20 protein-coding genes are annotated in these 26,568 nt (G+C 59.5%); 13 read left to right on the top strand and 7 right to left on the bottom strand.

All coding sequences use genetic code 11. The annotated features are described in order from the left end of the window. Nucleotide 1: 1 nt before the first annotated feature. A complete protein-coding gene (locus KW840_RS13190) occupies nucleotides 2-526 on the bottom strand; it encodes a DUF962 domain-containing protein (RefSeq protein ID WP_218495456.1) in 525 nt (174 codons plus the stop codon). Nucleotides 527-609: 83 nt separating this feature from the next. On the opposite strand from KW840_RS13190, the gene KW840_RS13185 reads away from it, so the two are divergent. Continuing rightward, entirely contained in the window at nucleotides 610-1,296 is a 687-nt protein-coding gene (locus KW840_RS13185) for a Crp/Fnr family transcriptional regulator (RefSeq protein WP_218495454.1), read from the top strand. 123 nt (nucleotides 1,297-1,419) lie between these two features. Here the strand turns inward: KW840_RS13185 and KW840_RS13180 are convergent, their stop codons facing one another. Then, nucleotides 1,420-2,424, bottom strand: a complete 1,005-nt coding sequence (locus tag KW840_RS13180; protein WP_057712509.1) for an AraC family transcriptional regulator — start codon at nucleotides 2,422-2,424, stop codon at nucleotides 1,420-1,422. A 100-nt stretch (nucleotides 2,425-2,524) separates the two neighbouring features. Between KW840_RS13180 and KW840_RS13175 the strand changes: the two genes are divergently transcribed. Further along, entirely contained in the window at nucleotides 2,525-3,598 is a 1,074-nt protein-coding gene (locus tag KW840_RS13175) for a fatty acid desaturase (RefSeq protein WP_218495445.1), read from the top strand. Nucleotides 3,599-3,728: 130 nt separating this feature from the next. On the opposite strand, the gene KW840_RS13170 is transcribed toward KW840_RS13175, so the two are convergent. Genes KW840_RS13170 through KW840_RS13160 form a run of 3 tightly spaced genes read right to left on the bottom strand, consistent with a single transcriptional unit; the run spans nucleotide 3,729 to nucleotide 7,765 of the window. Next, on the bottom strand, nucleotides 3,729-5,339 hold the full coding sequence (locus KW840_RS13170) for an arylsulfatase (protein WP_218495442.1): 1,611 nt from the start codon (nucleotides 5,337-5,339) through the stop codon (nucleotides 3,729-3,731). A 15-nt stretch (nucleotides 5,340-5,354) separates the two neighbouring features. Next, nucleotides 5,355-6,170 carry an ABC transporter ATP-binding protein gene (locus KW840_RS13165; protein WP_218495438.1) on the bottom strand — a complete coding sequence of 272 codons (816 nt, stop codon included), beginning with the start codon at nucleotides 6,168-6,170 and terminating at the stop codon, nucleotides 5,355-5,357. Next, nucleotides 6,167-7,765 (bottom strand): ABC transporter permease, encoded by a 1,599-nt coding sequence (locus tag KW840_RS13160; protein ID WP_218495435.1) that lies wholly within the window; start codon nucleotides 7,763-7,765, stop codon nucleotides 6,167-6,169. Before KW840_RS13160 ends, KW840_RS13165 begins: the two co-directional genes overlap by 4 nt. Nucleotides 7,766-8,168: 403 nt before the next feature. Here KW840_RS13160 and KW840_RS13155 point away from each other — a divergent pair, with 403 nt between their 5' ends. Further along, entirely contained in the window at nucleotides 8,169-9,182 is a 1,014-nt protein-coding gene (locus KW840_RS13155) for an ABC transporter substrate-binding protein (RefSeq protein ID WP_218495424.1), read from the top strand. Nucleotides 9,183-9,287: 105 nt separating this feature from the next. Here the strand turns inward: KW840_RS13155 and KW840_RS13150 are convergent, their stop codons facing one another. Next, nucleotides 9,288-10,208 carry a LysR family transcriptional regulator gene (locus KW840_RS13150; protein WP_218495399.1) on the bottom strand — a complete coding sequence of 307 codons (921 nt, stop codon included), beginning with the start codon at nucleotides 10,206-10,208 and terminating at the stop codon, nucleotides 9,288-9,290. Between the two features lie 183 nt (nucleotides 10,209-10,391). Between KW840_RS13150 and KW840_RS13145 the strand changes: the two genes are divergently transcribed. From KW840_RS13145 to KW840_RS13100, 10 genes are all read left to right on the top strand, one after another. Next, entirely contained in the window at nucleotides 10,392-11,312 is a 921-nt protein-coding gene (locus tag KW840_RS13145; RefSeq protein WP_218495397.1) for a TauD/TfdA family dioxygenase, read from the top strand. Nucleotides 11,313-11,446: 134 nt separating this feature from the next. Continuing rightward, nucleotides 11,447-13,807 (top strand): TonB-dependent receptor, encoded by a 2,361-nt coding sequence (locus KW840_RS13140; RefSeq protein ID WP_218495395.1) that lies wholly within the window; start codon nucleotides 11,447-11,449, stop codon nucleotides 13,805-13,807. 259 nt (nucleotides 13,808-14,066) lie between these two features. Then, on the top strand, nucleotides 14,067-14,876 hold the full coding sequence (locus KW840_RS13135) for an energy transducer TonB (protein ID WP_218495393.1): 810 nt from the start codon (nucleotides 14,067-14,069) through the stop codon (nucleotides 14,874-14,876). Nucleotides 14,877-14,920: 44 nt separating this feature from the next. Then, complete coding sequence (locus KW840_RS13130; RefSeq protein ID WP_057712499.1) at nucleotides 14,921-15,646, top strand: MotA/TolQ/ExbB proton channel family protein; 726 nt, start codon at nucleotides 14,921-14,923, stop codon at nucleotides 15,644-15,646. Nucleotide 15,647: 1 nt separating this feature from the next. Continuing rightward, nucleotides 15,648-16,049: a biopolymer transporter ExbD gene (locus tag KW840_RS13125; RefSeq protein WP_008045412.1), complete on the top strand. Its 402-nt coding sequence runs from the start codon at nucleotides 15,648-15,650 to the stop codon at nucleotides 16,047-16,049. Nucleotides 16,050-16,340: 291 nt separating this feature from the next. Beyond that, nucleotides 16,341-16,922, top strand: a complete 582-nt coding sequence (locus KW840_RS13120; RefSeq protein WP_008045411.1) for an alpha/beta hydrolase — start codon at nucleotides 16,341-16,343, stop codon at nucleotides 16,920-16,922. 55 nt (nucleotides 16,923-16,977) lie between these two features. After that, nucleotides 16,978-17,904 (top strand): sigma 54-interacting transcriptional regulator, encoded by a 927-nt coding sequence (locus KW840_RS13115; protein ID WP_057712498.1) that lies wholly within the window; start codon nucleotides 16,978-16,980, stop codon nucleotides 17,902-17,904. Between the two features lie 215 nt (nucleotides 17,905-18,119). Continuing rightward, nucleotides 18,120-19,166, top strand: a complete 1,047-nt coding sequence (locus tag KW840_RS13110; RefSeq protein WP_218495391.1) for a hypothetical protein — start codon at nucleotides 18,120-18,122, stop codon at nucleotides 19,164-19,166. Between the two features lie 44 nt (nucleotides 19,167-19,210). Continuing rightward, on the top strand, nucleotides 19,211-23,905 hold the full coding sequence (locus tag KW840_RS13105) for an RHS repeat domain-containing protein (protein WP_218495389.1): 4,695 nt from the start codon (nucleotides 19,211-19,213) through the stop codon (nucleotides 23,903-23,905). Nucleotides 23,906-24,083: 178 nt separating this feature from the next. Then, nucleotides 24,084-24,866 carry a MetQ/NlpA family ABC transporter substrate-binding protein gene (locus tag KW840_RS13100; RefSeq protein WP_007972924.1) on the top strand — a complete coding sequence of 261 codons (783 nt, stop codon included), beginning with the start codon at nucleotides 24,084-24,086 and terminating at the stop codon, nucleotides 24,864-24,866. A gap of 466 nt (nucleotides 24,867-25,332) precedes the next feature. Here the strand turns inward: KW840_RS13100 and KW840_RS13095 are convergent, their stop codons facing one another. Then, nucleotides 25,333-26,529, bottom strand: coding sequence for an AAA family ATPase (locus KW840_RS13095; RefSeq protein WP_057712493.1), 1,197 nt, complete (start codon nucleotides 26,527-26,529; stop codon nucleotides 25,333-25,335). Nucleotides 26,530-26,568 lie beyond the last annotated feature (39 nt).

The following is a 26,568-nucleotide window of genomic DNA, read 5'->3' as shown; positions in this document are numbered from 1 at the left end:
TCTAAACAGCGGCACGTTTCGGATTGACTCGTACCCCACCCGCCCGCGCCTCGATCTGCTCTTTCAGGTCATGCCGCATCCCCAGCATGAACGCCAGTTCGGCCACCACAAACAACGGCCCGACAATCAATCCCGTCACATCATCGACGAACGCTGGTTTGCGCCCTTCGTAGTGATGGCCGACAAACTGAATCGCCCAACCGATCACGAACATCGCCACGCCGCTGCCCAGCCAGACCAGCGTGCTTTGCTGCGCCAGCGCATGACCGGCCCACACGGACAGCCCGAGCAACACAGTCATCAACATGCCCAGGCGCAACTCCAGGCGCAGGTAAAACCACGCCGATGCCAGCGAGACGAGCACCGCCGGTGAGATCCACACGCCCCCCAGCGACCACTCCGGCCGGGACAGCAACACCGCGACGGCCACCACGATCAGCGGAATGCCGATAAAGTGCGAGGCGATGTTGCGCGGGTCACGGTGGTAGGCAGCGTATTGACTGAGGTGGTCGACCAGGCTTTTCATTGTTGTTCTCCTGTAGGGTGATTGATCATGCCCCGGGGCCATTTCCCACTCTGTCAGCCAGGCGACAATCTCTAGGAGTTTTCATGGATATGCAGGTCTGGCGTCCACGCCTGATGAGCGGTCAGTGGTTCAGCCATTTGCCTGTTTCCCTACAGGATAGCCTGCTGTCGGCGGCCAGGCTGCGGCGCTTGTCTGCGGGCCAGCGGCTGTTCAAGCGTGGCGATCCGCCCTGTGGCCTGTACGCGGTGCTTGAAGGCGCGGTGCGCGTCGGTGCCGTCAGCGAGCAAGGCAAGGAAGCGTTGCTGAGCCTGGTGGAGCCGCCGCACTGGTTCGGCGAAATCTGCCTGTTCGATGGCCAGCCACGCACCCACGATGCGTACGGCGTGGGCCAGTGCACGCTGCTGCACATTCCCCAGAACACCTTGCTGGCGCTGCTCGACGAGCATCCGCAGCACTGGCGGCAACTGGCATTGCTGATGAGCCAGAAGTTGCGCATGACCTTCATCAACCTCGAACAACTGAGCCTGTTGCCGGCCCCGGCACGGCTGGCGCACCGCTTGTTGATGATCGCCGAAGGCTATGGCGAGACCATTCCTGCGCGCCGCGTCCTGCAACTGCCCCAGGAGCAGCTTGCTTCAATGTTGTCGCTGTCGCGCCAGACCACCAACCAGATTCTCAAGGAGTTGCAGGGGCAGGGGATCATCGGGCTGAGTTACGGCGAAATTGAAATCCTCGATGCCGAGCGATTGCGGGAGCTGGCCTCGATTTAACTGTTTACGCAGGCCTATTGTGGGAGCGAGCTTGCTCGCGATGACGGTGTGTCAGTCTCCAGGTGTGTCGACTGACCGTCCGCTATCGCGAGCAAGCTCGCTCCCACAGGGGATCCGGATCATTCATCGCAACCCATCCCGAAACTGCCCCGGCGTCATCCCCGTCCAGCGCTTGAACGCGCGGCTGAAGCTGCTGGTGTCGGCAAATCCGAGCAGATAACTGATTTCGCTCAGCGACACCTGCGGGTCGCGCAGGTGCAGTAGGGCGAGGTTTTCGCGGCTTTCGTTGAGCAGCGTGTCGAACCGGCAGCCTTCATCGGCCAGGTGCCGTTGCAGGCTGCGCAGGCTCAGGTGCAGGGCCTTGGCGATGTGTTCGGCGCTGGGTTCGCCTTCGGGCAGTTGTTCTTCAATGGCATCGCGAACCTTGCGCTCCCAGGTCAGCGGCTTGAGTTGCGCCAGGGTGCGTTTGAGCACGGTTTCATTGTGTTCGGCCAGTTCCGGGTTGGCGTCATCCAGGTGGCTGTCGAAGTCGACGAGGGCGAACTCCAGCCGGTCTTCGTCGGCGCCGAAGTACATGGGCGAGCGGAAGACCTTATGCCATTGGTGCGCGTCCGTCGGCTCCGGGCGACGCAGGTAGGTCGCCAGTGGCGCGTAGTCGCGACCCAGGCGATTGCGGCAGGTGCGCACGTAAATCGCCATGAACGCATCGATGGCTTCGAAGGCCGGGGCGGGGTTACCGGCCGGGATTTTCAGGCTGAAACGGTAGCGATCCTCGGCACGGGTCAGTTCCAGTTCCAGGGCGTCACTGACCACCTGGTGATAACGCACGATGCGCTCGAACACTTCCCGCAGGCTGCCGCTGGCTACCAGCGCATAACCCAGCGCATGGAAGGTGGTCGGGCTGACGAAACGCGAAACCCGCAAACCGATCGCCGGGTCACCGCTGGTCTGCACCGCCAGATTCCACAGGTGCGTGGTGCCCGACAGCGGATAGCGCGCGTTCGGGTCGTCCATCAGTTGCGGGTCGAGCCCCGCTTGCTGGCACAGGGCGGTGCTGTCGATGCCCAGGGCATCGAGTTGCTTGCGCAGGGCGCGGGTCCAGCTGGCGAGGGAGGTCGGTTCAGTCATGCTGATTGGCGCTTCCGGTCAACAGGTTGGCGTTCTCGGCTACCGCCTTGCAGAGGTTTCCAAGGCAGGATGCAACCATCAATAACCAGAGGATGGAAGCATGAGCGGTACTTCTGCAAGCCCCCAACGACTGAATGCAGCCCAACGATCGGCCCATATCCGCGAAGTGGTGCTGGCCAGAGGCGTCGAGCTGCGCGAGCAATACCCGATTCTCAAGCATCAGGACGCCCTCGGCGCAGGCATTCTGGCCTTCGCCATCGCTGGTATGGTCGGCTCAGCGGCGCTCTACATGAGCGGGCACATGGCGTGGTGGGCGTGCCTGCTGCTCAACGCGTTTTTTGCCTCGTTGACCCATGAGCTGGAGCACGACCTGATCCACAGCATGTACTTCCGCAAGCAGAAGGTGCCGCACAACCTGATGATGGGGCTGGTGTGGCTGGCGCGGCCGAGCACTATCAATCCGTGGATTCGCCGCCATCTGCACCTCAATCACCACAAGGTGTCGGGCTCTGAAACCGATATGGAAGAACGCGCCATTACCAACGGCGAACCATGGGGCATCGCGCGATTCTTGATGATTGGCGACAACATGATGTCGTCGTTCATCCGCATGCTGCGGGCCAAGACCTGGGCGCAAAAGATCAGCATCGTCCAGCGCACCCTGAAGGTCTACGCACCGCTGGCGCTGATGCATTGGGGCGCCTGGTACGTGTTTCTCGGTTTCCACGCAGCGAACGGCGTTGCACATCTGATGGGTGCACCGATCGAGTGGTCGGCGACCACGTTGTCGGTGATGCAGGTGATCGACATCGCGGCAGTGGTGATCATCGGCCCGAACGTGTTGCGCACGTTCTGCCTGCACTTCATCAGCTCGAACATGCACTACTACGGTGACGTGGAGCCGGGCAACGTGATGCAGCAGACGCAAGTGCTGAACGCGTGGTGGCTGTGGCCGTTGCAGGCGTTCTGCTTCAACTTCGGCAGCAGCCACGGGATTCATCACTTTGTGGTGAAGGAACCGTTCTACATCCGGCAGCTCACCGTGCCGGTGGGGCACAAGGTGATGCGCGAGATGGGCGTGCGGTTCAATGATTTCGGTACGTTTGCACGGGCCAACCGGTTTGAGCGCAAGGACGAATTGGTCGGGGATAAGGTGCGTACGGCTCGGGCTTGATGGTTGTTTGTTAAGGCCTCATCGCGAGCAAGCTCGCTCCCACAGGGTGTGTCGGTGTGAATGCGATCTTTGCATCACATCGGCCAGTGTGGGAGCGAGCTTGCTCGCGAATGCGGTGCATCAGGCAATATCAATCCGGCTGAAACGGCGACTCACTCAAGATCACCCCTGTCTCATCCACATACCGCTGCCAATGTTCGATCAAGGCACTGAGCTTCTGCGGTTGGCTCGACGCCAGGTCATGAATCTCCCCCGGATCATTGCCCAGGTCATACAACTGCCAGGTCGCCGGCCCCACCGGTCCCGGGATGTAGACCGCCTTCCATTGCCCTTGCCGAATCGCCCGTCGTCCGAACAATTCCCAACCGGTGACGGTGTGCTCGTCATGCACTTGCGCCGTCTCGCCCGACAAGAACCCAAGCCACGACTTGCCTCGAACTTCCGCCACGGGTTTGCCGTGCCACTGCTTGCCTGGATGACGCACGCCGGCCAGATCAAGAATGGTCGGCGTGATGTCCATCACCGTGCCAAACCCATGGCTGATCTGGCCCTTGAGCGGCAATTGCGGGTAGTGCACCAGCGCCGGAACACGTATCCCGCCTTCGGTCGTGAAGGCTTTGAACAGCCGCGACGGCGCGGTCGCCACTTGCGCCCAGTTCGGCCCGTACCAGACGTAGGAGTTGGCGCGACCGATGTTGTCCAGTCTGTTGTCGTAATGCTGGTTGAGATAGGTCAGCAACTGCGGGCCGAATTTCGGAAAGGCCTCCAGCAACGCCCCTTCGGCACCGTTATCGGACATGAACAGGATGAAGGTGTTGTCCAGTTGCCCTTGCTGGCGCAAGTAATCGACGACCCGCCCGATGTTCCAGTCCATGCGCTCGACCATCGCCGCATAAACCTCCATGGCCCGCGCGGAGATCTGCCGTTGCTCGTCGTTCAGGGCATCCCATTGTGCAGTCAACTGGATCAATGGATGCGGCTCGACATCGGCCTCGATCAGCCCCAGCTTTTTGAGTTTTTCCAGACGCTCTAGTCGCAGTACTTCAGGGCCGGCGTCATAGCGCCCGCGGTATTTTTCCACCACCTCGGCCGGCGCCTGCAGCGGCCAGTGGGGCGCGGAAAACGGCAGGTAGGCGAAGAAAGGCCGGGTCTGGTCGCGCTCCTTGAGGTAATGCAGCAGCTTGTCGCCAAAGGCATCGGAGGAATAAAAATCCTTCGGCAGCTCATCGATGAAGTGGTCGTCTTCGATGTAAAGCGCCGGGGTGGATTTCAGCAGCCGTGGCGTCGTTTCATCGTAGGTCGGCTCGAAGCCGTAATGGTTGGCCGCGCCGGGCAACAGCGAAAACGAACGCTCGAAACCCCGGGCGTGAGGCGCCAGTTCTGCGGTCAGGCCCAGGTGCCATTTGCCGCTCATCAAGGTCTGGTAACCGGCCTCGCGCAGCAGCTCGGGCAGGGCGACCACGCGGTCGTTCAGGTGTCCTTCGTAACCCGGTTTGCCGATCAGGTCCGGGGTCAGTGCTTCGGCCATGGTGCCGATGCCGGCGATGTGGTGGTCGGTACCGGTGAGCAACATCGAACGGGTCGGCGAGCAGGTCGGCGCGGTGTGGAAGTCGGTCAGGCGCAGGCCATTGTTGGCCAATGCATCGAGGTTCGGCGTGTTGATTTCGCCACCGAAGGCGCCGATGTCGGAAAAGCCCAGGTCATCGGCCAGGATCACTAGAAAGTTGGGACGTTGCGGCATCAAGAATTTCCTTTTTCAGTAGGCAATGAAGGACAACGGCAAATCGCGGACCTGCACCGGCACGGGGGGCTGGTAGTGATCGTTTCTGGTGAGTTCGTGAAGCAGTTCCTCGCGTAACTGGTGGAAGTCGAAACTGCTGCGCTGGCGCGGATGGGGCAGGGCAATGTCGACCACTTGTTTGATCCGCCCCGGACGCGGCTCCATCACCACGACACGGTCGGCGAGGAAGATCGCTTCCTCGACATCGTGGGTGACCAGCACGGTGGTGATTTTTGCCCGGGCGCGGATCGCCAACAATTCGTCCTGCATCTGCTGGCGGGTCAGTGCATCGAGGGCGCCGAAGGGCTCATCCAGCAGCAGAATCCGTGGGCTGGCCACCAGGCCGCGAGCAATGGCCACGCGCTGGGCCATGCCGCCGGAGAGCTGGTGCGGATAGGCGCGGGCGAAGTCGCCCAGGCCCACCAGTTCGATGAAATCATGGATGCGCCTGTGCTTTTGCGCAGCGCTCAATGGCTCGTTGACCAGGCCCAGGCCGATGTTGTCGGCCACGCTCAGCCACGGGAACAAGCGGTGTTCCTGAAAGACGATGCCGCGCTCGCCGCCGATGCCGGTGACGGCTTTTCCGTCCACGCTGATTCGCCCGCGAAACTGCGTATCGAGGCCCACCAGCAGCCGCAGCAAAGTGGATTTGCCGCAACCGCTGGAGCCGACAATGGCGACGAACTCGCCCTCGGCGATGTCCAGGTTGAATTCGCGAATGGCCTCAAGTGTGAAGCCGTCGACGTCGAAGGTTTTGCCCACGTGATTGAAGCTGACAATCGGTGCGTTCATGCGTGTCTCCAGCGAGTGACGCGGATTTCCAGGCGTTGGCCAATGAGGTTGAGCAGGGCGCCGGTCAGGCCCACCAGCAGCATGCCGGCCATGATCAGGTCCATGCGCAGCAGTTGCTGGGCGCCGATCATCTGGCTGCCGATGCCGCCGTTGGACGGCATGAAGTATTCAGCGCCAATGGTGCCGAGCCAGGCGTAGATAAGGCTCAGCCGAAGCCCTGCAAAAATCCCTGGCGCCGCGCCCGGTAGTACCAGTCGAACCAGGCGCTGACGCAGACTCAGGCGCAACACCTGCGCGGCCTCGTTCAGTTGCGGCGAGAGGTGGGCGACGCTGCGTTGGGTGGCGATAAACAGCGGGAAAAAGGCGGCGAGGGCAACGAACACCCACTTGGCCAATTCCCCCAGGCCGAACCACGCGGTGAGCAGCGGCACCCAGGCGAATATGGCGATCTGACGGATGGCGGCGAGGGTTGGGCCGAGCACGCGTTCACTGGTGCGCGACAACCCCAGCAGCAACCCCAAGGCAAACCCGAGCCCGCCACCGAGCAGCAACCCGCCAAGGGTTCGGCCCAGGCTCAGGGCCATGCCACCAAGCAATGTGCCGTCGAGCAAACCATCCCGAGTGGTCTGCAGGACGGCCAGCGGGCTGACCAGAATGTTTGCGTCGATCCATTGCTGATCCGAGGTCAGTTGCCACAACGCCAGAAGCGCCAGTGGCAGCAGCCACGGTTGCAGGCGTTGCCAGCCTTGATAACGCGGCCCGCGACGGATTTCGGCCGTGGCCGGGTGCGGCCAGTGCACCAGTTTCCTGTCCAGCAAACCGATGCCGCGATCCATCGCCACACCGATCAAACCGATCACCACAATGCACACGAATACGATGTCGAGCATGAACAACTGTCGTGCCCAGACCATCAGGTAACCGATGCCTTCGCTGGACGCGAGCAGTTCGACAGCGAGCAGCGAAGTCCAGCCGGCAGCCAGCGCGAGGCGCACACCGGCCATGAATGCCGGCAGTGCGGCAGGCAGCACCAGGCGTCGGATCAACAGGTGCCTGGGCAGGCGCAACACGGCGGCGGCTTCGCGCAGTTTTGGTTGTGCATCGCGCACACCGACCAGTGTGTGCAGGGTCACCGGCACCACGATGGCCTTGATCAGCACCACCAGTTTCAGCACTTCGCCAATGCCGAAAAACACCATGAACAATGGAATCCAGGCCAGGGTCGGAACTTGCGCCAACCCGGCGAAGGTTGGAAATACAAGACGCTCCAGTCGACGACTGAAGCCCAGTGCGGCACCCAAAACCGCACCTGCGCTGATCCCTGCCAGCAGCCCCCAGAACAAGCGTTGCAGGCTGATCCACAAATGGCTCCACAACTCGCCTTGGGACAGTTCCAGTGCGCTGCTCCAGACCAGGCTCGGCGCCGGCAGGATCTGCTCGCTCATCCAGTGATTGCGGCTGGCGAGCCACCAGAGCGTGAAAAGGGCAGTGGGCAACAACCAGGGCAAAAAACGATGGCCCAGGCTTGGCCAGCGTTGCCTGTTTTTAAGTGACGGCGCGGCCAGCGGTAGGCTCAGAAGGGAAACACGGGCCATGGGTGACCTCCGTTGTCGGGTTGCAATACAGGCCTGCTTTTTTGTGGGAGCGAGCTTGCTCGCGATGAGGGCATGTCAGGCGACTCATGTGCTGGATGACACACCGCTATCGCGAGCAAGCCCGCTCCCACAGGGTCCAAGGCGTATGCAAAATTGATCTATAAAAATTAAAATCAATGCTATTGAGAGATAAGCGAAACCATTTAAGGCCTCCATAAGCCACTGCATCCAATGCATTCGAAGAATATTTTTGATGCTGCCAAGGCATACGCCACGGAGAGGTCCGCAGGCGTTGATATAGATCCAAATAGTCTAAAAATGTGAATTTATAGTATTTAAATGTTGGTTCTACTTGGGCCTACTTTCGACTCCTCAACGCCCGTTGCCTCAAGGAGCCGCACCCATGAACCTTCCCTTCAAGCGTGTCATCAGTCTGTTCGCCGCACCGGCCTTGGCGGGTCTGCTGGCTTTCACGGCCACCGCTGGTGAACTCAAGGAAATCCGCATCGCCGTGCCGGACCTCAGTGCCGGTACCCAGCACAGTGGTGGCGGGGTCGTGGATGTGCTGCGTGATCAACAGATCTTCGAAAAGGCTTTCGCCGATCAAGGCATCAAGATTCAGTGGAGCTTCTTCAAGGGCGCAGGCCCGGTGATCAACGAGGCGTTCGCCAACGGTCAAGTGGACCTGGCCTACCTCGGCGATCTGGCGGCCATCATCGGCAAGTCCAATGGTCTGGATACGCGACTGCTCAGCGCCTCGGCGCGCGGGGTGAAGCATTACCTCGGCGTGGTGCCGGGTTCAGGGATCAAGACCCTGCAGGACCTCAAGGGCAAACGCGTGGCCATCTTCCGTGGCACCGCCAGCCAGCTGTCCTTTGACGCGGCGCTGGCTAGCCAGGGGTTGAGCGAGAAGGATGTGAAAGTCATCAACCTCGACTTCAACGCGGCGGTCGCGGCGCTGGCGGCGAAGCAGATCGATGCCTCGTGGGGCGGTTCCGGGCTGACGGCGTTGCAAGCCAAGGGGCTGGCCGAGTTACCGCTAAATACCAAGGACCTGGGCGGTGCGGGCAGCGTGCAGGCGGTGCTGATAGGGACTGGAAAGTTTGTCGATGCGCATCCGGAGGCGGTGGCGAAATTGCTCAAGGCCCAACAGCAGGCCGTGGAGTGGCTGACCCAGGACAGCAACAAGGACGCCTACATTCAGTTGGTGTCGGGGTTGGCGAGTTATCCGGCGGTGATCCTCACGCAGGACCTGAAGGATCAGAAACTGAGCGAGGTGTTCCCCTCGACGCTTGACCCGGTGTTCCTCGGCAAATTGCAGGATGCCGTGGATCTGGCTTCGCAGCAGAAGCTGATTCGCAAGTCGTTCAAGGTCAGTGATTGGGTGGCGCCGGAGTTGGCTGCGGCGAAGCTCTGAATCTTTAGTGAATTCATTGGCCTCATCGCGAGCAAGCTCGCTCCCACACTGACCGTGTGAACACTGGAGATCCCCTGTGGGAGCGAGCTTGCTCGCGATGAGGCCCTAAACCGCAACAGGCATCTGCTGCCTGTCCACCGCCACCAACGTTTCGATCATCGCCCGCGCCGCCGGTGACAACCGGAACCCGGTGCGGCTGACGATCCCGCACCGTGCGTTCATGCTCTCTATGTTCTGCGGCAGGTTGCGCCAGTGCAGCAGCACCAGCGAGCCCTGGGCAATGTCTTCAACAAACGCTTCTTCAGTCCCCACGCCGATGGCATTGGATTGCAGCACCACTTTCACCAGCGCCGGAAAATGTTCGGTCTCGATGGTCGGTGAAAAATCCACCCGGCCACTGAGGTTCGCCAGCAGTTTGCGAATGCCCGGCGGGATCTTCGTAGTCGCCAGCGGGTAATCGAACATGTCGTTGGTCGACAGGCTCTCCTTGGCCAGCAGTGGATGCCCTGGCCGGCAGAAAAACACGCCGCGCTTGGGCGTCAGAGCCTGGGTCTGGAAGTTCGGATCGGACTCGAAATGGCGGATGTCGGCGATGAAGAATTCGATCTCTTCACGGCTCAGGGCGCGGCTGAGTTTCTCCCAGTTATCCACCTCGAAACAGGTGCGCACTTTCGGGTGCGCGTTGATGAACTGCGCCACCGCATCCGGTACCAGTTTCACCGCCGGTGCCGGGCCGCAACCGAAGCGCAGTTCACCGGCATCGAGCTTGGTCATCTGCGTCACTTCGCAGCTGAGCAGCGCAGCACCCTGCACCAGGCTGCGGGCATGTTGCAGCACCACCAGGCCTTCGGGGGTGGGGCGCAGATCCTTGTTGCCACGGTCCACCAGGACGCAGCCGAACTCCTGCTCCAGCCCCTGAATGCTGCGGCTGAAGGCCGGCTGGGTAATGCCCATGGCCTCGGCCGCGCGCACGAAACTGCGGTGTTCGTCGAGGGCGATGAAGTAACGCAACTGGCGAAGATCCATATGCTTTTCCGGCATCCTAAAAATAGCTCGAAGGCATTTGCGACGAGGGTTGACTGAGGTTTTAAATGCAACCTCTTATTCCGTCAACGAAGCATGGTGATATCTATTAGATCTAAATAGAATATAGATAGAGCAGTGTTTCGCGGCCGGTTCAACCGCAAGCAGTCTGATGAGGGTCTACCCATGAGCAATGCCGCTTTCGCAGTACAACCCGCTGTTCACGCGCTTGAAATCCATCCGGTGGCCGGTCGCATCGGTGCCGAAATCCGTGGCGTACAGCTTTCGGGCGAGCTGGATGCCGCCACTGTTGAAGCCATTCAACAGGCACTGCTGCAATACAAAGTGATCTTCTTCCGCGAGCAGACCCAGCTCGACGACCAACGCCAGGAGGCGTTCGCCCATCTGCTTGGCGAACCGGTGGCGCACCCGACCGTACCGGTGCGCGAAGGCACGCGCTTTCTGCTGGAGCTGGACGGTGCCGAGGGCCAGCGTGCCAGCTCCTGGCACACCGACGTGACCTTCGTCGAAGCCTACCCAAAAGCCTCGATCCTGCGCTCGGTGGTGGCCCCGGCTTTCGGCGGCGACACCCTGTGGGCCAACACCGCCACTGCCTATGACGGGTTGTCGGTGGAGCTGCGTGAGCTGGCCGACAAGCTGGTCGCCGTGCACAGCAACGAATACGACTACGCCGGCACCAGGCCTGACGTCTCGGCCGAGAAGCTGGAGCGCTATCGCAAGATTTTCACTTCGACCGTGTACGAGACCGAACACCCGGTGGTTCGCGTGCACCCGATCAGCGGCGAGAAAAGCCTGCTGCTGGGGCATTTCGTCAAACGCATCAAGGGTTATTCCCAGGCCGATTCGGCGCACCTGTTCGGTCTGTTGCAGAGCCATGTGATCCGCCAGGAAAACATCGTGCGCTGGCGCTGGAGGGCCGGTGATGTGGCGATCTGGGACAACCGCTCCACCCAGCATTACGCGGTGGATGACTACGGGACCCAGGATCGCATCGTGCGCCGGGTGACGCTCAAGGGGGAAGTGCCGGTGGGTGTGAATGGGCAGGTCAGCCAGACCGTGAAAGGGCCGGATATCGACGGCGTCTGAACTGACGCTATCGCGAGCAAGCTCGCTCCCACAGGGGATCTTCGGAGTTCACAGGATCAGTGTGGGAGCGAGCTTGCTCGCGATGGCGGCCTGGCAAGCAACAAAGCATTTACTTTGATCGGGAACCCCGTCTTATGAGTCCGTTGCACCTCGCTTCAACCTCTTCACCCCAACGGCTCAAACGCCTGCCACTGGCCTTGTTGCTGGCAGGCAGCGCCGGTTGGACCCAAGGCTATGCAGCCGACAGCGCCACCCCGGAATCCATTCCGGCCAAGGCCGCCACGGCCGACAGCGCGCAATTGGAAACCGTGACGGTCACCACTCGCCGCCGCGAAGAAAGTTCTCAGGATGTGCCGACGCCGATGAGCGTGGTCAGCGGCCAGACTCTGGAAACCCAGCGGGTCTATCGCATCCAGGATCTGCAGCAACTGGTGCCGAGCGTCAACGTCGCCTACATGCATGCGCGCCAATCCAGCGTGTCGATCCGTGGCCTGGGCAACAACCCGGCCAGCGATGGCCTGGAAGGCAGTGTCGGCCTGTACATCGACAACGTTTACCTCGGCCGCCCCGGCATGGCCGTATTCGACCTGATGGACATCGAGCAGCTCGAAGTGCTGCGCGGTCCGCAGGGCACCTTGTTCGGCAAGAACACCACCGCCGGCGTGATCAACATCAGCACCCGCGCGCCGACCTTTACCCCTGAACGCAGCATCGAATCTTCGGTGGGCGAGGATGGCTACTTCCAGACCAAGGGCACGATTTCCGGCCCGCTGAATGACGAACTGGCGGGACGTTTTTCCGCGTATCGCACCCGCAGCGACGGTGACATCAAGAATGAATTCGACGGCCACGATTTGAACGGTGGCTCCCGCGAAGGCTTCCGTGGGCAGTTGCTGTTCAAGCCTAACGAGTCGTTCAACTTGCGCTGGATCGGCGACTACAACGAGGAAGACTCCAGCGCCGGCACACGTGTGTTGTACAACACCGGCCCAACCATCAATGGCACCAACCTGTATCAGACCCGGGCCAACGCAGCGGGCGCGACACTGGTCGACGGCACGCACCGCAAGGTCAACCTGAACAACGAACAGCACGTCACCGTGCATCAGGGCGGTACTTCGGTCGAGGCCAACTGGACGCTGCCAAGCGACTTCACCTTGACCTCTATCAGCTCCTATCGCTGGTGGAATTTCACCCCGCGCAACGATGATGGTCTGAACGTATCCGCCTTCCACAACGCTGGCGTTTCGGTGGAGGATAAGCAGTACTCTCAGGAGTTTCGCCTGGCGTCGCCTACCGGTGGATTCTTCGATTACGTGCTCGGCGCCTACTACTTCGGTTCCGACCTGGACAACAAATCCTTCACCTTCTACGGACCGCAAGCGGACATCTGGAGCGGTACACCTAACGGTGCGCTGAACAACATCGACAGCGTCGGCAACGGTCATATCGAAACCAACAGCTTTGCGCTGTTCGCCCAAGGCACCTGGCACCTGACCGAACGCCTGGATTTCACCGCCGGGCTACGTGGCACCTATGAAGAGAAAAACGCCAATGTCACGCGCGAGGCACCGGTCGGTGGCGTTGCGGTAACCGGTGCGGCCGCCGCAGCACGGCGCGGTCGTGCCGGCGCTTTCGATTCCGGCGATCTGAATCAGTACAGCTCCAGCCCTTCGGGTCTGTTGAACCTCAGCTACCGCATCACCGACGACCTGCTCACATACGCCACCTTGTCCCATGGCGAAAAGTCCGGCGGGGTCAATCTGGCGGTAGGTACGGCAGCGGTTGCCGGCGCCGACTCGCTGCTGATCGGCACCGAGCGCGCCAATAACGCCGAGCTCGGTTTCAAGAGCACCCTGTGGGACCGTCGCCTGCAACTCAATGCCAACCTGTTCTGGACCCAGGTCAACGGCTATCAGACCAACGCCTACGACGCCGTCAATCGCGTGCAATACCTGACGAACGCCGGCTCCGTGCGCTCCCGTGGCGTGGAGTTCGAAAGCACCCTGATCCCGCTGCGTGGCCTGACGCTGAACATCAACGGCTCGTACAACGACGTCAGCTACCTCTCCTACAAGGACGCGCCTTGCCCGCCGGAAGTCAGCCTGGCGCCGGGCGCTCCAGCGTCCTGCGACCTCAGCGGCCATCAAGTGGTCGGTGCTTCGAAATGGATCGGCAACGCCAATGGCGAATACAAATGGAACCTGAGCAACGGCTTCGAAGAGTACGTCACCGCCAGCTATGCGTTCCGCTCCAAAGCGGTGGGCACGGTGGAAGATTCCGACTTCGGGCAGATCCCGAGTTATGCGGTGGTCAACCTGTCCACCGGCCTTCGCGGCGACTTCAACCAGGGGCAGTGGGACGTTTCGCTGTGGCTGAAAAACGCCTTCGACAAAACCTACTACACGACGCTGTGGACGGCCGCCAATGGAGGTTATGAAGGCCTGCTCGGCACACCGCGGACGCTGGGCGTGACCGGTCGATACGACTTCTGACGGCGAAAAACCATGCCTTGGATGAATACTTTCAATGCGGGCAAGGCATCGGTTTTTTTCCACTACGCCGGAGCCCTTGAACGGCGGGCTCTGGCGGTGGGTTGATGGTTTTATATATTCGCTTAAGGTCTAAACATAAGTTTAAACATTACTTTCAGAGCTAAGCGTTCAAGCCAATGATTGCTCTACCAGGACGTCGTCGGGGGATGTTCAGCACGACGTTCCGGTAATCCGCAAAGAGACCGCAGGGAGTTAAACAATGGGCAATGTCCAGACCGCCGCCGGTGCACATGAAGTGCTGTGGCGCCAGGCACCCGGTGGTGAGCTGGTCGACCTCGGCCGACCGCACCGGGTGCCCTTGGGTCAGTTGCGTTTGCAGCGCGCGCCAAAAGGCGTCCTTCGCCGACGGGAAACGATCGTGCTGGGCTTTCTGGCGTTGCTGGTGCATGGCGCGGTGATCTATTGGGTCAATCAGCAACCGACCACCGTGCTGCCCATCGTGCCACCGCAGATTCCGCCGATGACCATCGAGTTTTCGCGTCCGGCGCCACCGGTGGTCGAGCCGCCGCCACCGCAACCTGTCCAGCCAGTGGTTGAGCCGCCTGCGCCCGTGGAAGACGAACTGGCTGTGAAGCCGCCGCCACCGAAGCCGGTTCCCAAGCCCAAACCGGTTGCCAAGCCGATACCGAAACCGGCGCCCAAGGCCGTTGAGCAACCACCCGCGCCGCCGAAACCGGCAGCGCCCGTAGCGGCTCCTGCGCCACCTGCTCCCCCGGCTCCAGCTCCCGTGACACCTGCTTCAGCGAACGCGGGCTATTTGAAAAACCCGGCACCGCAATACCCCTCGCTGGCCCAGCGTCGTGGCTGGGAAGGCACGGTGTTGTTGCGCGTGCATGTGCTGGCCAGCGGCAAGCCCGGCGAGGTCCAGATCCAGAAAAGCAGCGGCCGCGAGGCGTTGGACGAAGCAGCGCTGAACGCGGTGAAGCGCTGGAGTTTCGTGCCGGCCAAGCAGGGTGATGTCGCCCAGGACGGTTGGGTCAGCGTGCCCATCGATTTCAAAATTCATTAAACCGAAACCAAATTCGCGCGAAACGTTTACACGAGGAATACATCATGACGTTACTGGCATCTCCACTTGAATCCATCGAAAGCGCGGTGATCTGGCTGCTGGTGGTTTTTTCCGTCGCGACCTGGGGTCTGGCATTGCTCAAGGGCGTGCAGTTCGGTCGCCTCAAGGCACAGGATCGAAAGTTTCATCAACAGTTCTGGGCCGCTTCGAGTCTCGACTCGGCGGCCGAGCTGAGCGAAACCCGGCCCGGAGCGGCAGCCCGGGTTGCACAGGCCGGTTATGCGGCCATCCAGGTGGGCGAGGCGCCGCAGGCGGCGGACCTGAGCCAGGCGATCAATCATCAGGATCGTCTGGAGCGTGCCTTGCGACAGCAGATCGTGCGCGAGCGCCGGTCGCTGGAAACCGGGTTGGCGGTACTCGCGAGCATTGGCAGCACCTCGCCGTTCATTGGTCTGTTCGGCACGGTGTGGGGAATCATGGAAGCGTTGAAAGGCATCAGCGCGGCGGGCTCGGCAAGCCTTGAAACGGTCGCCGGGCCGATTGGTGCGGCACTGGTCGCCACCGGCGTAGGGATCGCCGTCGCGGTGCCGGCGGTGCTGGTTTACAACTATTTTTTGCGTCGTTTGAAACTGACGGCGGCGGACCTGGATGACTTCGCCCACGACTTCTACAGCCTGGCGCAGAAGAGTTCGTTCCGTGTGCTGATCCACCCGACGGCGCACAAAGTGGCGGCCCAGGGCAGCGTGCAGAAAGTGAAGGAGGCGTCCTGATATGGCCTTCTCCACGCAAGACACCGATGAGGTGCTCAGTGAGATCAACGTGACGCCGCTGGTGGATGTGATGCTGGTGTTGCTGGTGGTGTTCATCGTCACCGCACCGCTGCTGACCAACGCCATTCCGATCAACCTGCCCAAGACCGAAGCGGTGGCGCCGGTGGAGCAGAAAGACCCGTTGGTGGTGAGCATCGACGGTGCCGGCAAACTGTTTATCAACAAGGACGAGATACAGCCGGACTTGCTGGAGTTCAACCTCAAGTCGGCGAAGGCCAAGGACCCCGAGGTGCGCGTGCAGTTGCAGGCGGACGATGGGGTGAATTACGGCGAAGTGGCACGGGCCATGGCGTCGATTGAACGGGCAGGGATTACCAGGTTGTCGGTGATTACTGCGCGTTAACGGATTTTCGTTTTCCGGGGCCGTCTCCTTGGCAGGGTGCGGCCCTTTTTTTATGCCTCGATTTTCGCAACGCCGCGGTACCCCTGTGGGAGCGAGCTTGCTCGCGATGGCGGTGGATCAAACGACATCGATGTTGAATGTCCGGACCCTATCGCGAGCAAGCTCGCTCCCACTAGGATAAGTGTTTTATATTCGATATAGATCTTAATAAATAGCTTCTTATTCCTTAACGAATATAAATCCTCTCCCTATACTCGACCTGGAACAGACACGCAGCAGGAGAGCTCCCCCATGCGCAACGAATCAATTCGCTACCTGATTGTGCCGGGCTGGCAAGGATCGCCAGAAGATCATTGGCAAAGCCACTGGCAGAACAGCCTGCCGAATAGCGCACGGGTGGAACAGGCCGACTGGTTGACGCCGCGCCGTGAAGACTGGGTTGCGGCGCTAGCCGAGGCGATTGCCGCCGACAGCACGCCGGTGATTCTCATTGCCCACAGCCTGGGTTGCATCACCGTCGCCCATTGGGCCGCGAGTGCTCCCGTGCAGTTTTTGCGTCAAGTGCGCGGCGCCTTGCTCGTCGCACCGGCAGATGTCGAACGCCCGGCTTGCGCGCCGGCGTTGCGCAACTTCGCACCGATACCGACGGATCTGCTGCCGTTCCCCAGCCAAGTTGTCAGCTCCGACAACGACAGCGCCGTCAGTGCACCGCGGGCCCTGGAGCTGGCGCGTAACTGGGGCGCCGAGGCGGGGATTCTGGCGGGGGCAGGGCACATCAACGTGAAGTCCGGTCACCAGCGTTGGGAGCAAGGTTTTGCCTACCTCTATCGACTGCAAAACCGCATGGAACACCACGCCCTGCGCCGCGCTTGAACACTTTCTTTATTTAACGCCCCCGTCTCCCGGCGGTTTTGGGCGGGAGTCTGCCATGAGCTTTGAAACCTTCGGCCAGCCGCTGCTGACCTTTCCCGATGCGGAAAAAAGTCCCCTGAGCATCCGCGCCAAGGCGCTGGTGTTTGTCGATCCGCGTTCACGACAATTACGTGAAGACCTTGAGCAACTGGCCACGCGTTCAGTGTCAGTGCTTATCCGTGGCGAAACCGGCACCGGCAAGGAGTTGCTGGCCCGCCATATCCACCGTGCCAGTGATCGCGGCGGGTTGTTCGTGTCGGTCAATTGCGGCGCCATCAGCCCGACCTACGCCGACGCCGAATTGTTCGGCTATGCGGCGGGCAGCTACAGCGGCTCGGCGAGCAGCCGCGCCGGGTGGTTCGGTTCGGCCAATGGCGGCACGCTGTACCTGGACGAAATCGGCGACCTGCCGCTGCCGATCCAGACCAAATTGCTCGCTGCCCTGGAGAACCACGAAGTCACCCGCGTCGGAGCCCTTCAGCCGAGCCCGGTGGATGTGCGTCTGGTGGCGGCCACCAGCATCGATCTGGCCCAGGCGGTTGCCGCCGGAAAATTCCATGAACGCCTTTATCACTACCTCAGCGAAGGCCAACTCGAGTTGCCGGCACTGCGCGAACGCACAGGTGACATCCTGCCGCTGGCCGAATACTTCCTCGGTATCTACAGCCAGCGTCTCGACTTGCCAGTGCCGCTGATCAGCGAAGCGGCGCAGCTTGTGCTGGAACGGCACAGTTGGCCGGGCAATACCAGGGAACTGGAGAACGTCATTCACTTTGCATTACTGGTCAGTACGGGTGACGAAATCTTGCCGGAGCATTTGAATCTGCCGGTTGTCCGTCCATCTGCGGTTCTTGTACGAGGATGGATAGATCAACTTATTCAACAAGGGGATGTCGCTGAAGTCCGGGCGCTGAAAGAATATTTCACAAGCATCAATATATAAGCACGTTTGTTGGCGTTATAACGAAACCGGGCAATTGATGGTTGCCTGGTTTTTTTATGGGCGCTGATTGTTGCTGTTATATTTTGTACTATTTGCACTGTGGCTGTAACAATTTTCTGTTTTGTGGGTTGATAGGTTTTGACATATCTTCTTATTTCTCCCTGGATACATTGATATCCGTCATTGTTAAATATCATATGAAAAAGGATTTTTCTGTGAAGTTTGTTGGAAATAATGCTGCGATAGCTCCAGGTGTCGACGATGAGTTGAAAGATATCAATCTCCTTGTCGACGGTTATATGCCTGCTGACCCGGAGATGGCGCCCCAGTCTTTTCAAGAGGCTGATTCTCCTGAGTGGATAGATCTCAAACGACTTCAGGTTTTCTCGACTTCGGGCGGAAACATAATTTACGCCAACGGATACCAGCAGTTGAGATTGATGGTAGTTGTACAAGCTGTCGACGAAGGGCAAAAGGTAGTTGGAATTTCCGAAAGCGAGCTCGACAGCATTCAATTGCTGGATGCCTATTCCGGAAAAGCCCTGCCGATAGACACCATTCGAGACGGCGAGGAACCAGTATGGAAGTGCATGCTGGAGCGAAGTTTGCCGTACGCGCCGTTTCCTCACACGGGTGAACTGCATGGCCCGGTTGTGCGGGGGAAAGGCATCTTTCTCAAGGAGTTCTACGTCAGCAGCAACTCACCCGACCCCGTCAAGCTGATTGCGGCCATTACCCGTTCGGACGGTGAGGTGTTCTATTCGGAAGAAACCTCGGAATTCGGTGAAATAAGCCTGAGGACCGTGCCACCGCCGATCTATCGAAAAGAACAGTTCAGGGTCAAACACCTGTCCGCCAACTGGAAGCCGACAGAGAACGTTGCCAAGGTTGATCGATATGTCCTGGACCTGTTAGTGGACCAGCAGCATATAAAATTCGTCGATTGCTCGATTACCGGCGTGTTGCGGGCACGCAGTGAACATCCTGACTATCTCGGGTACTACGCCGTTGGCTATTTTAATGGGCTCAAGTCTAATGACGGCGCGGAGGCATTGTGGGAAACAGCCGATCAAATTGCGACCTACCATGATGAGCAAGGCAAAATAACTTTTTTGATGCACTTTGCCAGAAAGGGCGGAGAGTCCACAGTTCGATATGATCAATTGTCGGTGAAGATGTTTGTTCGGGATATGTATGGGAACGGGCATGAAGTCGACGTCGCAATGAACACCCAAAGCCCTTCGATGATCGAAGTTGTTTAACTTTACTGTATCTGCAGCGTCAAGGAATGATGATGAGTACAGCTATGCCAGAAGTGGAATCCAGCGCGTTCAATTTTTCTGAGTTTATACAGTCTGGAGTGGACGTCCGTACCGGCTCTTATAGTACCAGCATTAATCTCGCGGGGTGGGTGGCCAACAATATCAACGGTCCGCTGATACCCTTCAGTATTTCATTCGATAGTTTCCGCACAACGGATTTCGGTTGGGGACGCGGTTGGTCATTGGGCTTGAGCTCCTACAATCGAAAGACCCGTAAGCTGACCCTTGCAAGCGGTGTTTCTTACCGTGTCTACATCAGCAGAGGGCAGCTCATCGTCCGGGATAAAAAGCTTCAAGACACTCGGGTCACGCTCGACGGCGACAACCTGGTTGTCAGCCATAAAAACGGTCTGATCGAGAGGTTGGTCAGGCCGGATGAAACTTATGATGAATGGTTGCCCGAACATGTCTTCTCCAACGAAGGGCGCTCGATCAATCTGAAATACATGTTGGTGCGGGGCCGTCGCGTCCTGCACGAAATTCACGATCAGCAACAACGCGTCGTGGCCCTGAGTCATGAAACGAAAGATCAACCCGCCAGCATTACCGTATGGCCTGATCATCCGCCAAGACGCTTGAATTTTGTTTTGCGGGTTCGTGATGGTTGGCTTCGGCAGATAACCCTTGATCACGGTTCTGCCGAGCACCTTGCATGGTCATTCGATTACCAGTTACTCGATGGTTTTCTGGTCATGACGGATGTCCGCGCGCCGGGCGGCAGTGTCGAGCGTATCGAGTACGCTCCTCAGAAGCATCGGTTGCCGCTCGGGGCACCGATCAATGCCTTGCCGGCGGTGCGGCGCAGTGTTCTGGTGCCGGGTACAGGGTTGCCGACGATCACCCGTGTCTATGAATACTCCGACAAAAATTTCCTCGGCTATCAATCGGGACTTCGTTGGGTGCAGAACGGGGACCATCTGCATGGGCACAAAGGACCTTACACCTACTCCTGCACCGAACGCCTGGTTGCGGGGGAGGGTGTTAATGCGGTTGAACTGAGTCGCATCGAAAGAACCTACAACCGCTTTCACCTGATGATCTCGGAAAAGTCCATTGCCAACGGCAAGGTGCAGCACAAAACGATTGTCTATCACGATGTTGACGGTCTGGATTTCTCCGGTCAGCCCGCCCATTTCCAACTGCAGAAAACAGCTGTCGTCAGTTATGTCGATACTTCCGCGAGCGCCACGCGCCGAACCGAAACCACCCATACGACCTATGATGAATTCGGCAATCTGCTAACGCAGATCAATCCGAGCGGAGCCCGGGAGGACTACGTCTATTATCCGGCCGAAGGTGCCGAGGGTTGCCCCCCCAATCCACTGGGCTTCATCACGGCATTGAAGGAGCGATCGGTCACGCCTTCACCTGATTTTGCCCCGGCGCCGACAGTCATTGTCCGTTTTTCCTACATCGATTTGCCCTCCATGCGCGAAGGTGGTCATCGGTTTTTGTTGCCTCAAAGCGAAAGGCTGTTTGACGGCGGGAACAACAAGCCATGCGTGGATACTCGATTCGAGTACATCGATGATGCCAGCGATGAATTTTACGGACGCCTCAAGAGTCGCTCGCAAACCGGGCACAACGGTCACCGCCGTCTCGAATTCAAATATTCAATTGATGGAGATTGGGTAAAAACCCTTCAACGATTGTTCGTGGGTAGTGAAAGGCATGATCGCAATGTCTGGCATGACCGATTTATCGGACAGGAAGTCAAGCTTCGGGATGGGGGCGGCAATGAGTTGTTGAAGAAGTACGACAATCTGAACCGTGTCGTTCGCGAGACAGCGGCATTCGATGGAACGGATATCGCGTCACGCATCACTGAATTCTTCGGCGAAAGCCAGTCAGAGGACGGCGCAACCATCGGCATCACCAACATACGGGGAGTGCTGAGCAAGATTTGGCTCGACGGGGTCGGGCGCACGACCAAGGTCAAGGTTCAGGATTTCGATTCAGCCGACAGACCATTACGTCTGACCTATGAGGCCCACTACGACAATTTTGGGCGACTGGTGAGCGAAGTCAGCCAGGACTGGTCCGAGGGCAAGGCCACCGAGTCAACCACGACCTACAGCCACGACGGCTGGGGGCGCGTATGCAGAACGGTAGGTCCTGACGGTGTCCCGGTAAACGATGTGTTTGACCCGGTTTCATTGACTCGAACTTGCTGGCTCGACGGCGCTGGAAAAACCCGTTCTGTATTGAACGTGTTCGGTAAGCCGGACCGGGAAGAACGCATCGACTCCGAAGGTGCGGTCACTATCACCGCGACTTTTACCTACGACGGACTTGGGCGTTGCCTGACGCAAACCAACGAGGCGGGATTCGAAACGAGCTTCCGTTATGACCTTTACGGGCGTCTGATCGAGACGATTCTGCCGGATGGCACTTCGATAAAAAAAAAGTATGACCCCCTGAGCACGGGTGATCATCCAATCGAAATCAGTGCCGATGACTACGTATTGGGCACCCGGACTTACGACGGTTTGTTGCGTGTCACTCGTACGACCGTCGGCGGCAGAACCGAAACCAGGACCTATGAGGGGGGTGGTGCTCAAGCTTTGCAGCAAGTGACGGCGGCGGGCGATGTTTTCAGGTTCGCCCTTGATCCCATGCTCAACGGGGCAGTGACCGCGCGGATGGGCGGCCACGCGGAATCAGCCAGGCATCGATTTGATCCATTGACCGGGCAACTCGTCGAAACTTCCAGCCCTGCCATTCAGCGCCGGTTTGAGTACTCCAGGTCGGGCAAAGAAAAGTCCCGGGAGTGGATCTCCAGCGAAGGCCGCTTCGGCACTGCCACTACCCGTTCATTGAATGGGCGGCCCATCAGCTTTATCGATGTCAACGATGTAGAAACTGCTTACATCCATGACGCTGCGGCGCGGCCCGTGGAAATACGGCAGGGACCGGTTCTGGCGAAGTACGCCTACGGTGCCCAGGGCCAGTTGCTGACATTGAGTGTCGAGGACACCGCCTCGAAACGTTCGCTGACGACCACCTTGGTTCACGATGAGTTCGGTCGTGAGATTCAGCGTATTTCGCAGTTCGGCGACGGATCTCGCCTGGAGGTCATTCAAGCGTTTGGGGCCGATGACAAACTTCAGCAACGATCGCTGGTGTCCGGTGCGCAGTCACGTACAGAAACCTTCGCCTACGACAGCCGCGGGCGTCTGACGCGCTATGACTGTGAAGGCACGCAGGCACCGATCGATGCCTGGGGAAAACGCATTGATTTTCAGGCGTTCACCTACGACTACCTCGACAACCTGTTGACGGTGCGTACGGGGTTCGATGGGGAGGAGAACCTGTGCAGGTTTTCCTACGATCGTCCTGACAAAACCCAGTTGAGTTCAATGACTCACAGTCACGCGCACTATCAGCCCGGGCAAGTGAGTTTCGAATACGATGCCAACGGTAATCTGCTCAATGATAACCAGGGGCGCACGTTCAGGTATGACACGCTGAGTCGGCTCGAGAGTGTCGCCAGCGCTGGCGGTCGCACGCACTATCAATTCGACGGCGAAGATCAATTGCATGCGGTGGCTGCCGAATCCGCAGAGTTGATCAGGCTTTTCCATAGCGAACATGCGCTGTGCAGCGAAGTGGCGGGTAACCATCGACGCAGTCTGTTGTCAGGCGACGGCAAGTACTTGGCCGAGCAGCAAGGTGACGATGTTGTCTTGTTTGTCACGGATGGTCAGGGCACCGCCCTTGCTCGCCTTGGATCTCAAGACGAATCTGTTTTGTCCTGCCTTCCTTATGGTGATCGCCCCGCATCGAGCGGACTTGGCGCCCTGCTGGGGTTTCAGGGTGAGCGACTGGACCCTTCAACCGGGTGTTACCTGCTCGGCAGGGGGTATCGGGCCTACAACCCCCGATTGATGCGATTTCACAGCCCCGACAGTTGGAGCCCCTTTGAGGGTGGCGGCCTCAATGCCTATGCCTATTGTCTGGGGGATCCGGTCAATCTCAAGGATCCCACCGGGCATATCCCGACCCTGGGATGGGTGAAAATCGGAGTGACTGCCGCCCTGGCCGCCGCCGCGATTGCCCTCACCGTCGTGACCATGGGCGCAACCGCACCACTCGTGCCGATCTCGGCCAACGCCTTGGCCTTTTTAACCCTGGAGGTCATTTCCGCGACAGTTTCAATTGCCTCCGCGGTTGTCGATGAACTGGCCCCGGATAGCCTTGGCGCCCAGATATTGACCTACTCGTCGCTGGCGCTGGGAGTGGTGTCGTTGGGGGCCACCGCGGTTGCAAAAATTGGCAGTAAAGGCATTGGCTTTGCGTTGACGAAAAGTGTCGGCTCCCTGGCAGACGTGGTGGCTGCACAGCGAGGGGCAGCGCGGGTGGCGGTGGGGCGGCGTCTACACGGCGCTGTTTCCACGGCAAATGAGGCATTGAGAAGTACGGTCAAATTACAAAGCCGGCTAAACAACGTGTTGACGGCAAAAACGGTCACCAGTGGGGTGGGTATCGCTGCCAAATCAGCATTCGTGGTCGCGAATTCGGAAAAGTACGCTGCCAAAGCCGACGCATTGCTTCAAGACTACTGGCCATCACTGACTGAGGGTTTCAGTGCCCAGAAATTTCGAAGCGATGCGCTGGACGCTCTGGAGTCATTCACCCATGAGATTGGCGAGCAGATCATCAAGCTGCGCGGTGTTTGAACAACGATGAGCAGAGATCTAGATTATTTCAAAATGGAATATCAACTTGAATAAAAGTTATTGTTCGGGAATAAAAAATCCCGGTATTGTCCGCTTCACGCCAGCGATAGCACTTCACTGGCACTCTCATGTTCAAGCCGTCGCCACAAGCGACTGTGATTTTCGATAAGGACACTGCATGAAAAAGGTTCTGTTGTTCACCGCACTGGCGGCTGCCCTGACCGCGGGCCTGGCCCAGGCTGGCGAGAAACTGGTGGTTGCCGCGACCCCGGTTCCACACGCCGAGATTCTCGAGCTGATCAAGCCAACCCTCGCCAAAGAAGGCGTGGACCTGGAAATCAAAGTCTTCACCGACTACGTTCAGCCGAACGTGCAGGTCGATCAGAAGCGTCTGGACGCCAACTACTTCCAGACCCTGCCGTACCTGAAGAGCTTCAACGAAGGCAAAGGCACTCACCTGGAAACCGTGATCGGTGTTCACGTTGAACCCTTCGGCGGCTACTCGAAGAAAGTCAAAACCCTGGCTGAGCTGAAAGACGGCGCGACCATCGCCATCCCGAACGAAGGCAGCAACAGCGGCCGTGCCCTGATCCTGCTGCAGAAGGCTGGCCTGATCGAGTTGAAAGACCCGAAAAACGCCCTGGCCACGCCGAAAGACATCGCCAAGAACCCGCACAACTTCAAGTTCAAGGAGCTTGAGTCCGCGATGTTGCCGCGTGTGCTGGATCAGGTCGACCTGGACATGATCAACACCAACTACGCGCTGGAAGCGGGTCTGAACCCGGCTAAAGACGCCCTGGTGATCGAAGGTGCCGATTCGCCTTATGTGAACTTCCTGGTGGCCCGTCCGGACAACAAGGACAGCGTTGCCATCCAGAAACTGGCCAAGGCCCTGACCAGCCCGGAAGTGAAAGCCTTCATCGAGAAGAAGTACAGCGGCGCGGTACTGCCTGCGTTCTGATTCGCGAAGCAAACCCCTTCAAGGTTTCAAACGCCGACGGCCGATTTAGCGTCGGCGTTTTTTTATGGGTGCTCGATTTAACTGTGGCGAGGGGGCTTGTCGGGCCGCCGCATCGCCCCGTTCGAATGCGCAGCATTTGCCCAGGGGAGCGCGGGAGATCTGTTCGGGGCCGCTTCGCAGCCCAACGGGGGCAAGCCCCCTCGCCACAGGGAGCCAGTTGACTCTGGATTGCTCAGGCCGGCGTGGCCTTCAAGGCCCTGCGCAACGCCATCAAGAGTTTCAGAATGTCCTGCGGATCCAGCCGTTGCGGCGTTTGTACGTCTGCCATGTTCTCGTCCTTGTGAGATTTTGGCCGGGAGTCTGGCCAAAAGTGGTTCGTCCTTGGAGAGGCGCTTCGAAAAAAAGATCCTTCCTACGGCGCAAGGGAAAATAGACGTCTTCCATCTCCCGTCAAATTACGCGCCGTTCACTCCGGCCAATACCACGCCGGCTCATCCAGCATCCGCTGCCCGACAATCCCGGTCTGTCCGAGATTCTTCTCCAGCACGATGCAATTGCACTCCGGGTCCTCCTGCAGCGCCGAAATCAAACGTCGGGCGTGGGACACCACCCACACCTGACACTGCTCGGACGCGCGGATGATCAAGCGCGCCAGCGCCGGCAGCAGATCCGGGTGCAGGCTGGTTTCCGGTTCGTTCAGCACCATCAGCGTCGGCGGGCGTGGCGTCAGCAGCGCCGCGACCAGCAGCAGGTAACGCAACGTTCCGTCCGACAATTCGGCAGCCGACAGCGGCCGCAACAAACCTTCCTGAAAGAACTCGATGGCGAAGCGCCCACCCGGCAGAGGTTCGATGTTCAGTCGTGCACCGGGGAAGGCGTCGCTGATCGCCGCCCGCAAGGCCTCGGGATCGCCAATTTCGATGATCGTCTGCAAGGCCGCCGCCAGATCGCGTCCGTCGTGGTGCAGCACCGGCGTGCGGGTGCCTAGTTGCGGTTGCCGCGCCGGGGCGTCGGCATCGCTGCGAAAGTGATCGTAAAAGCGCCAGCGGCGGATGAACTCGCGCATCTCCAGCACTTCCGGCGAACTGCGCAGGCTGCCGACCTGATCGAACAGGCTGTCGAAAGTCGGCGTGTGCTGCGCCAATACATCCCACTTTCGATCGGCGCGGGCACGGATCATCGGGCCGTCACGATCGACCAGCAGACTGGCCGGGCGATAGAACGCTCCGGCCCACAGGCATTCGCGTTTGATCTGCGGGTCGAGGCTGAAATAAGACGGTATCGGCGTGCTGCGTCCGGGCAGCATGAAATGGCCATTGGAATCGGGCAGGCCGAGGCTGATCGAGTAGCCGAAATCCTCTCCCGCAAACCCCAGGCGCAGGCGTTTGACGCCCTGGCGCACGGTGGGCTCGATGGCGACTTCGCCAGTGCGCATGCGCCGGGAGATGGTTTCCGGACCGGCCCAGAAGGTCGAATCCAGGCCACCTTCACGGGCCAGGGCATTGACCACCCCGCCGTGGGCGGTTTCCGCCAGCAGGCGCAGCGCACGGTACAGGTTGGACTTGCCGCTGCCGTTGGGGCCGGTGATCAGATTCAGCCGTCCCAGCGGGATCACCAGTTTGTTGATCGAACGGTAATTGGCCACCGCGAGGGTCTTGAGCATTTGGGTTCCTGAGGGGGGATCGACCGGGGCTCATTGTCA

Source organism: Pseudomonas sp. PDM30, from assembly GCF_019218985.1.
In the GTDB taxonomy this organism is placed as follows: domain Bacteria; phylum Pseudomonadota; class Gammaproteobacteria; order Pseudomonadales; family Pseudomonadaceae; genus Aquipseudomonas; species Aquipseudomonas jessenii.
Note: the sequence above shows the minus strand (reverse complement) of the source record. Positions and strands in the feature narration are given on the sequence as shown.